At 70.6% G+C, this 14722-nt stretch carries 13 protein-coding genes; 12 read left to right on the top strand and 1 reads right to left on the bottom strand.

The genetic code is table 11. From position 1 onward, the window contains the following. Nucleotides 1-3: 3 nt before the first annotated feature. The 9 genes from thiL to SCI24_RS06300 all read left to right on the top strand — a co-directional run bounded on the left by thiL (nt 4) and on the right by SCI24_RS06300 (nt 11912). Complete coding sequence (gene thiL, locus SCI24_RS06340) at nt 4-963, top strand: thiamine-phosphate kinase (protein WP_318724574.1); 960 nt, start codon at nt 4-6, stop codon at nt 961-963. Next, nucleotides 960-1433: a phosphatidylglycerophosphatase A gene (locus tag SCI24_RS06335; RefSeq protein WP_106229826.1), complete on the top strand. Its 474-nt coding sequence runs from the start codon at nt 960-962 to the stop codon at nt 1431-1433. Before thiL ends, SCI24_RS06335 begins: the two co-directional genes overlap by 4 nt. A gap of 78 nt (nt 1434-1511) precedes the next feature. Beyond that, nucleotides 1512-2771, top strand: a complete 1260-nt coding sequence (locus tag SCI24_RS06330; protein ID WP_318724573.1) for a DUF945 family protein — start codon at nt 1512-1514, stop codon at nt 2769-2771. Nucleotides 2772-2849: 78 nt separating this feature from the next. Further along, nucleotides 2850-5282 (top strand): endopeptidase La, encoded by a 2433-nt coding sequence (gene lon, locus SCI24_RS06325; protein WP_318724571.1) that lies wholly within the window; start codon nt 2850-2852, stop codon nt 5280-5282. 182 nt (nt 5283-5464) lie between these two features. Further along, a complete protein-coding gene (gene thiB / locus SCI24_RS06320) occupies nt 5465-6463 on the top strand; it encodes a thiamine ABC transporter substrate binding subunit (protein WP_318724570.1) in 999 nt (332 codons plus the stop codon). Then, a complete protein-coding gene (gene thiP, locus SCI24_RS06315) occupies nt 6439-8142 on the top strand; it encodes a thiamine/thiamine pyrophosphate ABC transporter permease (RefSeq protein ID WP_318724569.1) in 1704 nt (567 codons plus the stop codon). Before thiB ends, thiP begins: the two co-directional genes overlap by 25 nt. After that, nucleotides 8126-8791, top strand: a complete 666-nt coding sequence (locus tag SCI24_RS06310; protein WP_318724568.1) for an ATP-binding cassette domain-containing protein — start codon at nt 8126-8128, stop codon at nt 8789-8791. Before thiP ends, SCI24_RS06310 begins: the two co-directional genes overlap by 17 nt. A 105-nt stretch (nt 8792-8896) precedes the next feature. Further along, entirely contained in the window at nt 8897-10741 is a 1845-nt protein-coding gene (ilvD, locus tag SCI24_RS06305) for a dihydroxy-acid dehydratase (protein WP_318724594.1), read from the top strand. A gap of 82 nt (nt 10742-10823) precedes the next feature. Further along, nucleotides 10824-11912 carry an oxidoreductase gene (locus SCI24_RS06300; RefSeq protein ID WP_318724567.1) on the top strand — a complete coding sequence of 363 codons (1089 nt, stop codon included), beginning with the start codon at nt 10824-10826 and terminating at the stop codon, nt 11910-11912. 5 nt (nt 11913-11917) lie between these two features. Here the strand turns inward: SCI24_RS06300 and nudE are convergent, their stop codons facing one another. After that, entirely contained in the window at nt 11918-12523 is a 606-nt protein-coding gene (gene nudE / locus SCI24_RS06295) for an ADP compounds hydrolase NudE (protein WP_106229833.1), read from the bottom strand. 140 nt (nt 12524-12663) lie between these two features. Between nudE and yrfG the strand changes: the two genes are divergently transcribed. The 3 genes from yrfG to hslO are packed head-to-tail and all read left to right on the top strand — an operon-like array spanning nt 12664 to nt 14620. Continuing rightward, nucleotides 12664-13353: a GMP/IMP nucleotidase gene (yrfG, locus tag SCI24_RS06290; RefSeq protein WP_318724566.1), complete on the top strand. Its 690-nt coding sequence runs from the start codon at nt 12664-12666 to the stop codon at nt 13351-13353. Further along, the gene (gene hslR / locus SCI24_RS06285; RefSeq protein WP_318724565.1) at nt 13346-13732 is read left to right on the top strand and encodes a ribosome-associated heat shock protein Hsp15; all 387 of its coding nucleotides are present in this window, start codon (nt 13346-13348) and stop codon (nt 13730-13732) included. Before yrfG ends, hslR begins: the two co-directional genes overlap by 8 nt. 12 nt (nt 13733-13744) lie before the next feature. Next, nucleotides 13745-14620, top strand: coding sequence for an Hsp33 family molecular chaperone HslO (hslO, locus tag SCI24_RS06280; protein WP_318724564.1), 876 nt, complete (start codon nt 13745-13747; stop codon nt 14618-14620). Nucleotides 14621-14722: the final 102 nt, after the last annotated feature.

The raw sequence follows: 14722 nt of genomic DNA, 5'->3' as shown, positions 1-14722 counted from the left end.
CTGATGCACAGCGAATTCGAGCTCATCACCCGCTTCTTCACGCCCGACCCGCCGGGGGCGGAGGCCGGCGTGACCCTGGGCGTGGGGGACGACTGCACCCTGCTCGCCCCGACGCCGGGTCAGCGGCTCGCGGTCAGCGTCGATACCTCGGTGGCCGGCATCCACTTTCCCGAGGATGCCCCGGCCGTGGCGGTCGGCCACCGGGCGCTGGCGGTCAGCCTCTCCGACCTCGCCGCCATGGGCGCCGGTGCCCGCTGGTGCCTGATGTCGCTGACCCTGCCGGCGGCCGATGACGATGCCTGGCTGGCGGACTTCGCCGGCGGCTTCCATGCCCTCTGCGACGCCACCGGCACGGCCCTGGTGGGCGGTGACGTGACCCGCGGGACGCTTTCCATCGGCGTGACGGTGATGGGCGAGGTGCCCGCCGAGCAGGCGCTGACCCGCAGCGGGGCCCGGCCGGGCGACCTGCTGGCGGTCACCGGTGCGCTGGGGGGCGGGGCCGGGGGGCTGGCGCTGTGGCGCCGCGGCGAGCGGGATGCCGGCCATCCGCTGCTCAGGCGCTACCTCCATCCGCTGCCGCGCCTCGAGGCGGGCCTGGCCCTGCGCGGCCTGGCCAGCGCCGCCATCGACATCTCCGACGGCCTGCTGGCCGACCTCGGGCATGTCCTCGAGGCCTCGGGCGTCGGGGCCGAGCTCACGCCCGAGACCCTGCCCCTGGCCGAGGGCCTGGTGGCGGCGCTGGGCGAGGAGGAGGCCCGGCAGGCGGGGCTCCATGGCGGCGACGACTACGAGCTGCTGCTCGGCCTGCCCCCCGAACAGCTCGACGAGGCCCGCGCCCGGCTGGCCGCCCTGGACCTGCCCCTGACGGTGATCGGTCGCGTCAGCGACCGGCCCGGTCTGCGGGGGGTGACGGTCACCGGCGAGCGGGGCTGGCAGCACTTCCCGGGAGAGGGTGCCCCATGAACCAGGCCCCCGCCAGCGTCTGGCGACGCCCCGTGCACTTCCTGGCCTTCGGGCTGGGCAGTGGCACCGTGCCCTTCGCGCCCGGCACCTTCGGGACCCTGGCCGCGATTCCCTTCTACTGGCTGATGTCCGAGTTGCCGCTGGGCTGGTACCTGGGCCTGGTGGCGGTGACCTTCTTCTGGGGCATCTGGCTGTGCGACAAGACCTCCCACGACCTGGGGGTCCACGACCACTCGGGCATCGTCTGGGACGAGTTCGTCGGCTACTGGCTGACCATGGCGGCGGTGCCCTTCTCCTGGGAGGCCGCCCTCTGGGGGTTCGTGGTCTTCCGCATCTTCGATGTCTTCAAGCCCTGGCCGATCCGCTGGGCGGACCGGCGGGTGGCCGGCGGCTTCGGCATCATGATCGACGATGTCCTCGCCGCCGCCTATGCATGGAGTACCATGCACCTGTGGTTCTGGCTCCACTGATCCGGCGGCACTGAAAGTTCTCCAGCGTCCCGGCGACACAGGGGTGGTTCGGACAAGGCGCGGGTAAGGAATGCCATGATGCGCAAGGAACGATTGATCGTCCCCCTGGTGGTGGGGCTGGCGCTGCTCTGGGGCATCGCCCAGTACCTCTCCGGCGTGCTCTTCGAGCGCGAACTCGCCCGGGCCCTGGATGACCTCGCCGCCCGTGGGGAGCTCGCGGTGAAGCGCAGCGACGTCGAACGCGGCTGGCTCGAGTCCCGCGGCACCCTCCACCTGACCCCCCGCTTCGGGCAGGCCTGGCACCTGGAGCTGCCCTACGTGGCGCGTCACGGGGTAATCAGCACCCGCATCGACGGCGAACTGAGGCCGCATTTCGGCCCCCGCGACCAGCGCCTGTTCGGCGACGCGCTTCCCTCGACCCCGCCCACCTGGCAGGCCCGCTATCGCACCCTCGGCGCCACCCTGGAGGGGCACCTCGAGCTGGCGCCCTTCATCGTCAGCCAGGCGGGGCGCGAGCTCGACTTCCGCGGCGGGCGGATCACCTTCGGCGGCGTCTACGGCGACTGGCGGCTGCAGGCCAGGCTTGCGCCCTGGCGGCTCAGCGATGGCCCGGTCACCCTGGAAGCGGGGCCGACCACCCTGGAGAGCCGCTATGCCTATACCGAGGGCGCCTACCACTTCAGCCAGCAGGACCTGCTCAAGGTGGAGCGACTGTCCTGGCATCAGCCGGACCTCGAGCTGGATGCCCATGGGCTGGTCCTGCACAGCCGCACGGTCCTCGACGAGCAGGAACTGCGCGTCGAGAGCGAGCTGACCCTGGACCGACTGGTGACGGCGGAGCAGGTGCTGCTCGCCGGTCGCGTCGCCCTGGAGCTCTCGCGGGTCAACGCCGACGCCCTGCGCAGCGTGCTGGCGGTGCTGCGCGACGAGGCGGCCCGAGGCGATGCCGCCCAGGACGGCCGCGAACTGCTCGCACGCCTGGAGCCGCCGCTGCTGGCCATGCTCCAGGATTCGCCACGCCTGGACATCCATGCCATCGCCCTGGACAGCCCGATGCTGGGGCTGGACGCGCGGGGCGACGGGGCGCTGTTCTTCGATTCGCGCCGGCTCGAGGAGCTGAGCCTGGCCGCACTCGGTGATCCCGATGAACAGGCCCGCGAGCAGGCCCGCTGGCGGACGCGGCTCTACGGTGACCTCACCTGGCACCAGGTGCCCAAGGTGGTGGCCCTGTGGCTCGGCCTGCCGCTGGATACCCAGGACCTGGAGATCGATGTGGTACGTGGCCGGGTGCGGATCAATGGCCGTCCGCTGCCACCGGCCCTCGAGCGACTGCAGTGACTTGAAGTCCGGCGCCGGTGCCCGCATTCCTGAGGGCAGCCCCGGGAACCCATCCCGACGATCCAGGACGAGGAACGCATGAGCGACGACCATGAAGCGCAGGATGGCCTGGACTGGATCCAGGCCAACAGCGACGACGCCTCCTACGACGAGCGGCCAGGCGAGGAGGGCCACCACGCGGTGGTGCCCGCCAGCGACTCGCTGCCCGAGCGCATCTACCTGCTGCCGATCCACAACCGGCCCTTCTTTCCCGCCCAGGTCCAGCCGCTGGTGGTCAACCGCGAGCGCTGGGAGGAGACCATCCGCCGCGTCGGCAACACGCCGCACCATACCGTGGGCCTGGCCTTCGTCGGCGAGACCGGGGTCGAGGAGCTCGGCGACGAGGACTTCCCCGAGATCGGCACCGCGGTCAAGGTGCACAAGCTGCAGGGCGAGGAGCAGCAGATCCAGTTCATCGCCCAGGGCGTGCGCCGCTTCCGCATCCAGCGCTGGCTCTCCCGCACGCCGCCCTACCTGGTGGAGGTGAGCTATCCCCGCGAGCCGGTGGATGTCGAGGAGGACGAGACCCGTGCCTATGCCATGGCGCTGATCAACGGCATCAAGGAGCTGCTGCCGATCAACCCGCTCTACGGCGAGGAGCTCAAGCACTACCTGAACCGCTTCAGCCCCCACGAGCCCGGCCCGCTGACCGACTTCGCCGCGGCCATCACCTCGGCCAAGGGCCCCGAGCTGCAGGACGTGCTGGAGACCCTGCCGGTGATGGCCCGCATGCAGAAGGTACTGCCCCTGCTGCGCAAGGAGATCGAGGTCGCCCAGCTGCAGAGCGAGATCAGCGACCAGGTCAATGCCCAGATGCAGGAGCGCCAGCGGGAGTTCTTCCTGCGCGAGCAGCTCAAGGTGATCCAGCGCGAGCTGGGCATCTCCAAGGACGACCGCGAGAACGATGTCGACACCTTCCGCGCCCGCCTCGAGGGGCGCGTGGTGCCGGAGCGGGTCATGGAGCGCATCGACGACGAGCTCGACAAGCTCTCGGTGCTGGAGACCGGCTCGCCGGAATACGGCACCACCCGCAACTACCTGGACTGGCTCACCGCCATGCCCTGGGGGGTGCGCAGCCAGGACCACCTCGACCTGGCCCATGCACGAATGGTGCTCGACCGCGACCATGACGGCCTCAAGGACGTCAAGGAGCGCATCGTCGAGTTCCTCGCCGAGGGCACCTTCAAGGGCGACGTGGGGGGCTCCATCCTGCTGCTGGTCGGTCCCCCCGGGGTCGGCAAGACCTCGGTGGGGCGCTCCATCGCCGACGCCCTGGGCCGCGAGTTCTATCGCTTCTCGGTGGGCGGCATGCGCGACGAGGCCGAAATCAAGGGGCATCGCCGCACCTACATCGGGGCCATGCCCGGCAAGCTCGCCCAGGCCCTCAAGGAGGTCGAGGTCGAGAACCCGGTGATCATGCTCGACGAGATCGACAAGATGGGGCAGTCCTTCCAGGGCGATCCTGCCTCGGCGCTGCTCGAGGTGCTGGACCCGGAGCAGAACGTCGACTTCCTCGACCACTACCTCGACGTGCGCCTGGACCTCTCCAAGGTGCTCTTCGTATGCACCGCCAACACCCTGGATTCGATCCCCCCGGCGCTGCTCGACCGTATGGAGCAGATCCGCCTCTCCGGCTACATCGCCGAGGAGAAGGTGGCCATCGCCAAGCACCACCTGTGGCCCAAGCTGCTCAAGCGCGACCGCATGCCCAAGAAGCGCATCAACCTCACCGAGGCGGCGCTGCGCCAGGTGATCGAGGGCTACGCCCGCGAGGCGGGGGTGCGCCAGCTCGAGAAGCAGCTGCACCGCATCGTGCGCAAGGCGGCGGTGAAGCTGCTGGAGAACGACCAGCAGTCGGTTCGGGTCTCGGTGAACAACCTCGAGGAGTACCTGGGGCCGCCGATCTTCCGCAAGGAGCAGGTGATGAAGGGCGAGGGGGTGGTCACCGGCCTGGCCTGGACCGCCATGGGCGGCGCCACGCTCTCCGTCGAGGCCGGCAAGGTGCACGCCCTGGACCGCGGCTTCAAGCTCACCGGCCAGCTTGGCGACGTGATGAAGGAGTCGGCCAACATCGCCTACAGCTACGTGCTCGGCCACCTGGGCGAGTACGGCGCCGATGCGGACTTCTTCGACTCGGCCTTCGTGCACCTGCACGTGCCGGAGGGGGCCACGCCCAAGGATGGCCCCTCCGCCGGGGTCACCATGGCCACCGCGCTGCTCTCGCTGGCCCGGCACCGCTCCATCGACCGTCCGCTGGCGATGACCGGCGAGCTGACCCTGACCGGCCAGGTGCTGCCGGTGGGCGGCATCCGCGAGAAGGTGATCGCCGCCCGGCGCAGCGAGATCTTCGAGCTGATCCTCCCCGAGGCCAACCGGCGCGACTACGACGAGCTGCCCGACTACCTCAAGGAGGGCATGACGGTGCACTTCGCCGGCCGCTACCGGGACGTGGCCAGGGTGGTGTTCGGCTGACCGGTGGCGTGCACCATCCAGGGGTCAGACCCCGGCGGAGGGTATTACCGCTGGAATGGAGCAACTTGATAGGCTTTGCCGGCCTGGCCGGGGTCTGACCCCAAGGGAATCTGCCAGCGGCAAGACAACCCCGGGTCGGTGCCGAACCGATGCCGGGGTTATCCATGACAAGGGGACCTCCCATGAAAAGACCGGCAGCCCTTATCCTGACCCTGGTCGCGGTGGGTAGCGCATCCGCCGCCGAGCGAACGCTTACCGTCTACACCTACGACTCCTTCGTCTCCGAGTGGGGACCGGGCCCCGGCATCGAGGCCGCCTTCGAGGAGCGCTGCGGCGACTGCAACCTGCGCTTCGTGGCCCTCGATGGTGGCGTCGACATCCTCCAGCGCCTGCGCCTGGAGGGGGAGGGCACCGCGGCGGACCTGGTGCTGGGCCTGGACATGAGCCTGATGGCCGAGGCCCGCGAGCTGGAGCTGCTGGCCCCCCACCGGGTCGACACCGCGCCGCTGGCGCTGCCCGTCGACTGGGCCGATGACACCTTCCTGCCCTACGACTGGGGCCACTTCGCCTTCGTCTACGACAGCGAGCAGCTCAGTGCCCCCCCGGGCAGCTTCCGCGAACTGCTCGAAACACCGGACGACGTCAAGGTCATCCTCCAGGACCCGCGCACCAGCGTCACCGGCCAGGGCCTGCTGCTGTGGATCCGGCACGTCCATGGCGATCAGGCCCCGGAGGTCTGGGCGCGGCTCAACGAGCGGGTGCTGACCGTCACCAACGGCTGGAGCCAGGCCTACTTCTCGCTGTTCATGAACGGCGAGGCGCCCATGGTGCTCTCCTACGCCACCTCGCCGGCCTACCACATGGCGGTGGAAGGGACCGACCGCTACCAGGCCGCCGAGTTCGAGGAGGGCCACTACCTGCAGGTGGAGACCGCCGCCATGCTGGCGAATACCGAGCAGCCGGCGCTGGCCCGCGACTTCCTGGCCTTCATGCTGACGCCGGACTTCCAGCGCCATATCCCGCTGGGCAACGTCATGAACCCGGCCATCGACCTGGGTGACGAGCTGCCCGAGGTGTTCGAGCGGCTGATCCAGCCCCGGAGCCTGACCTTCACCCCCGAGGAGGTGCGCGAGAACCGTCGCGCCTGGATCCGCGAGTGGCTCAACGCCAGCGTGCGCTGAGCGTGGTGTCGACGGCCCCACGCTGGGCCACGCTGTCGCGCTGGCCGCCGGGGCTCGGCCTCACCGCCCTGACGGCGGTGGCGGGGCTGGGGCTCGGCAGCCTCGGAGCGTTGCTGTGGCAGGCCCGCGGCCTGCACCCGGCCGCGCTCTGGCAGGAGCCTTGGCTGGCCGCCGTGCTGCGCTTCACCCTCTGGCAGGCGACCCTCTCGACCCTGCTGGCGGTGGGGCTCGCCGTGCCGGTGGCCCTGGCCCTGGCGCGGCGTCCGCGCTTCCCGGGGCGTGGCCTGCTGCTGCGCGCCATGGAGCTCTCGCTGGTGTTGCCCACGCTGATCGGCCTGTTCGGCCTGGTGGCGGTGCATGGCCGGCGGGGCTGGGCGGCGCCGCTCTGGGAGTGGCTGACCGGCGCGGAGTCGGGGTACCTCTACGGGCTCTCCGGCATCGTGCTGGCCCATGTCTTCTATAATCTGCCGCTCTCGGCCCGGCTGATGCTGCAGGCCCTGGAGACGGCGCCCGCGGCGCACTGGCGGCTGGCCTCCCAGCTGGGGCTGACGCGGGCGACCCTCTGGCGCACCCTGGAGTGGCCGCGCCTTGCGCCGCTGCTGCCGCGCCTGGCCGCGCTGGTCTTCACCCTCTGCTTCACCAGCTTCGCCATCGTCATGACCCTGGGCGGCGGGCCGCGCTCCTCGACCCTGGAGGTGGCGCTCTACCAGGCACTCAAGTTCGATCACGACCTGGCCCTGGCGGCCCTGCTGGCCCTGACCCAGCTGGTCATCTGCCTGTCGCTGTGGCTGCTGGCCCTCTCCCGGGGCGGGGCGCCCTCGCTGGTGGTCGGCAGCGCCGCCCTGCCGGCCGGCGGGCGCTGGCACCGGCGCGATGGCGTCGGCGTCTCGCGGCTCACCGATGCGCTCTGGCTCACCGCCCTGGCGGCGCTGCTGCTGCCGCCGCTCGCCGCGGTGGTGCTGGCGGGGCTCACCGGGCTGCCCGAGCTGCCGCGCAGCGCGAGCCTGTGGCCGGCGGCGGCGCGCAGCCTGGTGATGGCCCTGGGCGCGGGGGCCGGGGCCCTGTCACTGGCGGTGGCCCTGCTGGTGGGCAGCCGCTGGCTCAAGGCCCGCCGGCATGCCGGGGCGGCGCTGCTGATGGAGGGGGGCGGCCAGCTGATCCTGGTGATTCCCTCCCTGGTGCTGGGGACCGGGCTCTTCCTGCTGCTGCGCCCGACCCTGGGCAGCGGCTGGCAGGGCTACGCCCTGGTGGTGCTGGTCAATGCCTTCATGGCGCTGCCCTTCGCCATGCAGGTGGTGCGCGGGGCCCTGCCGGGGCTCTCGGCGCCCGAGCTGCGCCTGGCCGACCAGTTCGGCATCCGAGGACGGGCCCGGCTGCGCTGGCTGGTCTGGCCGCGGCTGCGCCGTCCCCTGGCGCTGGCGCTGGCCTACGCCATGACCCTGTCGCTGGGCGACTTCAGCGTCATCGCCCTGTTCGGCAGCCCCTCGGCCCCGACCCTGCCGATGCTGCTCTACCAGCAGCTGGGCGGCTATCGCTGGCAGGGCGCCGCCGCCACGGCGCTGGTGCTGCTGGTGCTGGTGGTGCTGGTGTTCGTGCTGCTGGGGTGGCTGACCCGTCGTCCGCCCCGCTACCCCTGGAACCGCCACACCCGCGAGGAGCGCCATGCTCGAGTGTCGTGACCTGAGCTTCCACTACGACCGCTTTGAGCCCGGCGAGACGCCGGACTTCCACTTCAGCTTCCGGCTCGCCCCGGGCGAGTGCCTGTCGGTGGAGGGACCGTCGGGGTCCGGCAAGAGCACCCTGCTGGGGCTGCTGGCGGGGTTCCTGGAGCCGGCCGGCGGCACGCTCGCCTGGCAGGGGCAGGACCTCTTGGCGCTGCCGCCCTGGGAGCGTGGGATCACCACCGTCTTCCAGGAGCACAACCTCTTCGACCAGCTGCCGGTCTGGCTCAACGTGGGCCTGGGGCTGGCGCCGGACATGAAGCTCACCCGCGAGCAGCAGGCCCGGATCCGTGCGGGACTGGCCGAGGTGGGGCTCGAGGGGCTGCACGACCGCCTGCCCGGAGAGCTCTCCGGCGGCCAGCGCCAGCGGGTGGCGCTGCTGCGCGCCCTGCTGCGCGGCTCCCGGGTCCTGCTGCTCGACGAGCCCTTCTCCGGCCTGGACGAGACGACCCGCGACGGGCTCTGGGCCCTGGTGCGTCGCCAGAAGGCGGCGGGGGCGGCGGTGGTGCTGGTCAGCCACGACCGCGACGACATCGAGGCGCTGGCCGACCGGCGCTGCCGGCTGGAGGGCGGCCGGCTGCGCCCCGTGGCTGAGCGGCTGGCCTGACGGCCGGCCGCGTGACAGAATCGCTCATACTGGACACCAGAATCGCCTCAGTCTTCTCGATCGATCGAGGAGGAGAAGGGCGGCATGCATGAAGAAGAGGACACCATGCCCGAGTATCGTTCCCGCACCACCACCGCCGGCCGCAACATGGCCGGCGCCCGCGCCCTGTGGCGTGCCACCGGCATGAAGGACGACGACTTCCACAAGCCGATCATCGCGGTGGCCAACTCCTTCACCCAGTTCGTGCCGGGTCACGTCCACCTGAAGGACATGGGACAGCTGGTGGCCCGCGAGATCGAAAAGGCGGGCGGGGTGGCCAAGGAGTTCAACACCATCGCCGTGGACGACGGCATCGCCATGGGCCACGACGGCATGCTCTACTCGCTGCCGAGCCGCGACCTGATCGCCGACAGCGTCGAGTACATGGTCAACGCCCACTGCGCCGATGCCCTGGTGTGCATCTCCAACTGCGACAAGATCACCCCCGGGATGCTCAACGCCGCCATGCGCCTCAATATCCCGGTGATCTTCGTCTCCGGCGGCCCCATGGAGGCGGGCAAGACCAAGCTGCTCGACCACGGCATCGACCTGATCGATGCGATGATCTCCGCCGCCGACGACCGCTACAGCGACGAGGAGATCGAGGAGATCGAGCGCAGCGCCTGCCCGACCTGCGGCAGCTGCTCGGGCATGTTCACCGCCAACTCCATGAACTGCCTGATGGAGGCCCTGGGCCTGGCGCTGCCGGGCAACGGCACGGTGCTGGCCACCCACGCCGACCGCCGCCGGCTGTTCGAGGAGGCGGGAAGCCGCATCGTCGAACTGGCCAAGCGGGTCTACGAGGGCAACGAGGCGCACCTGCTGCCGCGGGCCATCGGCTCGAAGGCGGCCTTCAGGAACGCCATGACCCTGGACATCGCCATGGGCGGCTCCACCAACACCATCCTGCACCTGCTGGCCGCCGCCCAGGAGGGCGAGGTGGACTTCACCATGGCCGACATCGACCGCCTCTCCCGGGAGGTGCCGCAGCTCTGCAAGCTGGCACCCAACACCCAGCAGTACCATATCGAGGACTGCCACCGCGCCGGCGGCATCATGGCGATCCTCGGCGAGCTGGACCGTGCCGGGGTGCTGGATACTCGGGTGCCCACCGTCTACGGTGACTCTCTCAAGGTGGCCCTGGACGAGTGGGACATCATGCGCTCGCCGAGCCCGGAGGTGGTGGAATTCTACAAGGCCGGCCCCGGCGGCATCCCCACCCAGGAGGCCTTCTCCCAGGCCGCGCGCTGGCCGAGCCTCGATGGCGACCGGGCCGGCGGCTGCATCCGTGACCTGGAACATGCCTTCTCCCTCGAGGGGGGGCTGGCGGTGCTCAAGGGCAACATCGCCGAGGATGGCTGCGTGGTGAAGACCGCCGGCGTCGATGACTCGATCCTGGTCTTCGAGGGACCGGCCCATGTGGTGGAGTCCCAGGACCAGGCGGTGGAGCATATCCTCGGTGGCCAGGTGAAGGAGGGCGAGGTGGTCGTCATCCGCTACGAGGGCCCGCGCGGCGGTCCCGGCATGCAGGAGATGCTCTACCCGACCAGCTACCTCAAGTCCAAGGGGCTGGGCAAGGCGTGTGCGCTGCTCACCGACGGGCGCTTCTCCGGCGGGACCTCGGGGCTCTCCATCGGCCACGCCTCGCCGGAGGCCGCCGCCGGTGGCGCCATCGGCCTGGTGGAGAGCGGCGATCTCATCCGCATCGACATCCCCAATCGGCGCATCGACGTGAAGCTCCCCGACGAGGAGCTCGCCCGCCGTCGCGAGGCGGAGGAGGCGAAGGGCGCAAAGGCCTGGAAACCGAGCATCACCCGCGACCGCAAGGTCTCGGCGGCGCTCAAGGCCTATGCGCTGCTGGCGACCTCCGCCGACAAGGGCGCGGTGCGCGACCTGACCCGGCTCGACTGAGCCCGAGACCCGGCCGGACGCCAGGCCATGCGAGCCTTTGCCGAGGGCCGGGCCCCATGACCCCTGCAGGGAAGCCCGCACGATGAAGACACAGACCCTCAACGTCGGCCTGGTCGGCTACGGCATGGCCGGGCGCACCTTCCACGCCCCGCTGATCCAGGCCGCCCCCGGCCTGGAGCTGACGGCCGTGGTCAGCGGCGATGCCGAGCGCGTCCAGGCCGACTTCACCGAGGTCGAGGTGCTGCCCAAGGCGGCGCAGCTGTTTGCCCGACGCGACATCGACCTGGTGGTGATCGCCACCCCCAACGACACCCACTTCCCGCTGGCCAAGGCGGCGCTGGCGGCGGGCAAGCACGTGGTGATCGACAAGCCCTTCAGCGTCAGCGCCTCCGAGGCCCGCCTGCTCAAGGCCCAGGCCGATGGTGCCGGGCGCCTGTTGAGCGTCTTCCACAACCGCCGCTGGGACAGCGACTTCCTGACCCTCAAGGCGCTGCTCGACGAGGGGACCCTGGGGCGGGTGGTGGCGCTGGAGTCGCGCTTCGACCGCTTCCGCCCGCGGGTCACCGACCGCTGGCGCGACCACCACAAGCCGGGCGGGGGCATCTGGTACGACCTCGGCCCGCACCTGCTCGACCAGGCCCGGCAGCTGTTCGGCATGCCCAAGGCGATCCTGCTGGAGCTGGCCACCTCTCGCGAGGGGGCCGAGGTGGACGACGACTTCCTGGCGCTGCTGGAGTACGACCACCTGCGGGTGAGCCTGCAGGCCAGTTCCCTGGTGGCCGAGCCGACCCCGCGCTTCCGGGTCCACGGCACCCGGGGCAGCTTCGTGAAGTACGGGCTCGACCCCCAGGAAGCCTGGCTCAAGGCGGGGCAGGCCCCGTCACCGGGCTGGGGGGTGGATCCCTCGCCCGGTACCCTGACCCTCGACGAGGGGGAGGGCGAATCGACCTCCCTGGCGAGCCGCGAGGCACCGGTCGTGCCGGGGGACTACCCCGCCTTCTATGCCGGGATCGCGCGGACCCTTCTCGAGGGCACGCCGCCGCCGGTGACCAGCGAGTCGGCGCTGGACGTGATGACCCTGCTGGAGACCGGGCTCGACAGCTACCGCCAGGGCCGCTGGGTGAAGCTCAAGGACGGCAAGAGCGCACTGCGTCGGCTGCACTCACGCTAGAGGGCTCACCAGAGCCCGGCATCCACCGGTGCCTCGCTGCGCAGCTTGTCCCGGGCGATGAACAGCGCGGCGATGGCGCGGGCCTCGTGGAAGTCCTCCCGGGCCAGCAGGGCCGAGAGCTCGTCGATGGCGTGGGTCTCCACGATCAGTGGCTCCGGCTCGTCGCCGGGCAGGCGCCTGGGGTAGAGGTCGCTGGCCAGCAGCACCTGCATGCGGTGGCGCATGTAGTTGGGGGCCAGCGACAGCTCCACCAGGGGCTCGATGCGGTTGGCGCCGAAGCCGCACTCCTCCATCAGCTCGCGATTGGCCGCGGTGACGATGTCCTCGCCGGGGTCCACGAGCCCCTTGGGCAGGGTCAGCACGTAGTCCTCGAAGCCGGCGGCATATTCGCGGATGAGCAGCACGTGCTCCGGGTCGGGCATGGCCACGATCATCACCGCGCCGATGCCCTGGCCGGTGCCGGTGAGCCGCTCGAAGGTGCGCTCGGCGCCGTTGGAGAAGCGCAGGTCCAGCTCCTCGACGTGGAAGAGGCGGCTTCTCGCCACGCTGCGCCGGTCGAGGATGTGCGGCTTGACGGGCCAGGGCCGGGAGGCGTCGTGCGGGTCGGACATGGGCGGACTTCCTTGTTGGAGAGCGACAGGGGCGTGCGAAAGGGGCATGTGGGGGATGCCAGGCAGGCGCTGTGCGCCCCGGATGGCGATTCGATACAATACTACGTCCCAACGGCCCTCGACTCACCCCCGGAGTAGCGATGATCGACTGGCGCGCCATCGATACCGTCCTGCTGGACATGGACGGCACCCTGCTGGACCTGCATTTCGACAGCCACTTCTGGCTCGAGCACCTGCCGCGGCGCTACGTGGAGCTGCACCGCCTCGACGAGGCGACCCAGGAGGAGCTGCGCGCACGGATCATCCGTGAGCAGGGCACCCTCAACTGGTACAGCCTGGCCTACTGGAGCCGCGAGCTGGGGGTCGACGTGGTGGCGCTCAAGCGGGAGGTGCAGCACCTGATCGGCCTGCGCAGCGACGCCCTGGACTTCCTCCGCTGGCTGAAGGCGGCCCACCCGCGGGTAGTGCTGGCCACCAATGCCGACCGGGCGAGCCTCACGCTCAAGCTGCCGCTGACCGGGCTGGAGGAGTACCTGGATGCCATCGTCTCCTCGGAGGACCTCGGGGTTCCCAAGGAGGAGCAGGCCTTCTGGTTCGCCCTGCAGGAGGTCGAGCCCTTCGACCCGCAGCGGACCCTGTTCATCGATGACAACGCCTCGGTGCTGGAGAGTGCCCGGGAGTTCGGCATCCGCCACCTGCTGGGCATCAAGCAGCCTGACAGTCGCCGGCCGGAGCGGGAGCTCGAGGAGTTCATCGCCCTGGACCGCTTCGCCAGCATCCTGCCCGACAACCTGCCGCCCGCGGGGGGCGAGGGAGGTGGCCATGGATAGCGTCAGGCTCGACAAGTGGCTGTGGGCGGCGCGCTTCTTCAAGACCCGTGCCCTGGCCAAGAAGGCCATCGAGGGCGGCAAGGTCCACTACGAGGGCGCGCGGGCCAAGACCAGCAAGGCGGTCGAGGTCGGCGCCCTGATCCGGGTACCCCAGGGCTGGGACATCCTGGAGGTGGAGGTGCTGGCGCTCTCCGACCAGCGCCGCGGTGCCCCCGAGGCCCGGGCGCTCTACCGCGAGACCGAGGAGAGCGTCGCGCGCCGCGAGCGCGAGGCCGAGGCCCGGCGCCTCACCAACCAGGTCATGCAGCACCCGCTCAAGCGCCCCGACAAGAAGCAGCGCCGGGAGATCCAACGCTTCCAGCGCCAGCAGGATGACTAGACAGAGAGCCCCATGACCGACCAGATCCAGCGTTTCCTCTTCGACAACACCAACGTGCGTGGCGAGATCGTCACCCTCGAGCGCGCCTACGGCGAGGTGCTCGAGCGCCACGACTACCCGCCGGCGGTGAACCACCTGCTCGGCGAGCTGCTCGCCGCGGTGGCGCTGCTCACCGATACCGTCAAGCTCGACGGCACCCTGAGCATCGAGGTGCGCGGCCAGGGCGCGCTCGCCCTGCTGATGGCCGAATCCAACCCCGGCGGCGAGCTGCGCGCCATTGCCCGCCTGGCCGAGGACGCGGCGATTCCCGGCGACGATGCCGACTTCCGTGAGCTGGTGGGGGAAGGGCAGATCATGATCACCCTGGACCCCACCGACGGCCACCGCTATCAGGGCGTCGTGGCCCTCGAGCACGACAGCCTGGCCGGCTGCCTCGCCGCCTACTTCGCCCAGTCCGAGCAGCTGCCGACGCGGCTGTGGCTGGCCGCCGATGGCCGACGGGCCGGTGGCCTGCTGCTGCAGCGCATGCCCGACGAGTCGCAGAACCAGGACGTGGACGCCTGGGAGCGCACCGTGCACCTGGCCGACACCGTCAAGGATGAGGAGCTGCTCGGCCTCGAGCCGCTCGAGGTGCTGCGCCGGCTCTACCACGAGGAGACGGTGCGGGTCTTCGACCCCAAGGCGCTGCGCTTCGGCTGCACCTGCTCCCGCGAGCGCATCGCCTCGGCGCTGATGACCCTGGGTGCGCAGGAACTCCGTGAGGTGCTGGCCGAACAGGGGGGCATCGATACCCAGTGCCACTTCTGCCATACCCGCTACCACTTCCCGGTGTCCGAGGTCGAGGCGATGCTCGACGGCCCCGAGGGGAAGACGCCGACCCTGCACTGAGACGCGTCATGCCCCGGCGCTGCATTGCAGCATGCGTCTTCGGGTGAGCGGTAGTGAACGGCGCCGATGTAGTAGTAAAACTACATGAACTTCGCCCAAGAA

Origin of the sequence: Halomonas sp., assembly GCF_033549285.1 — a bacterium.
Taxonomy (GTDB): domain Bacteria; phylum Pseudomonadota; class Gammaproteobacteria; order Pseudomonadales; family Halomonadaceae; genus Halomonas.
The sequence above is the reverse complement of the archived record's forward strand: the minus strand, read 5'-3'. Positions and strand labels throughout refer to the sequence as shown.

Bases quoted from the DNA above. Each gene is read 5' to 3' on its own strand.
- thiL (WP_318724574.1), top strand. From the start codon at position 4: ATGCACAGCGAATTCGAGCTCATCACCCGCTTCTTCACGCCCGACCCG.
- SCI24_RS06335 (WP_106229826.1), top strand. From the start codon at position 960: ATGAACCAGGCCCCCGCCAGCGTCTGGCGACGCCCCGTGCACTTCCTG.
- SCI24_RS06330 (WP_318724573.1), top strand. From the start codon at position 1,512: ATGCGCAAGGAACGATTGATCGTCCCCCTGGTGGTGGGGCTGGCGCTG.
- lon (WP_318724571.1), top strand. From the start codon at position 2,850: ATGAGCGACGACCATGAAGCGCAGGATGGCCTGGACTGGATCCAGGCC.
- thiB (WP_318724570.1), top strand. From the start codon at position 5,465: ATGAAAAGACCGGCAGCCCTTATCCTGACCCTGGTCGCGGTGGGTAGC.
- SCI24_RS06310 (WP_318724568.1), top strand. From the start codon at position 8,126: ATGCTCGAGTGTCGTGACCTGAGCTTCCACTACGACCGCTTTGAGCCC.
- ilvD (WP_318724594.1), top strand. From the start codon at position 8,897: ATGCCCGAGTATCGTTCCCGCACCACCACCGCCGGCCGCAACATGGCC.
- SCI24_RS06300 (WP_318724567.1), top strand. From the start codon at position 10,824: ATGAAGACACAGACCCTCAACGTCGGCCTGGTCGGCTACGGCATGGCC.
- nudE (WP_106229833.1), bottom strand. From the start codon at position 12,523: ATGTCCGACCCGCACGACGCCTCCCGGCCCTGGCCCGTCAAGCCGCAC.
- yrfG (WP_318724566.1), top strand. From the start codon at position 12,664: ATGATCGACTGGCGCGCCATCGATACCGTCCTGCTGGACATGGACGGC.
- hslR (WP_318724565.1), top strand. From the start codon at position 13,346: ATGGATAGCGTCAGGCTCGACAAGTGGCTGTGGGCGGCGCGCTTCTTC.
- hslO (WP_318724564.1), top strand. From the start codon at position 13,745: ATGACCGACCAGATCCAGCGTTTCCTCTTCGACAACACCAACGTGCGT.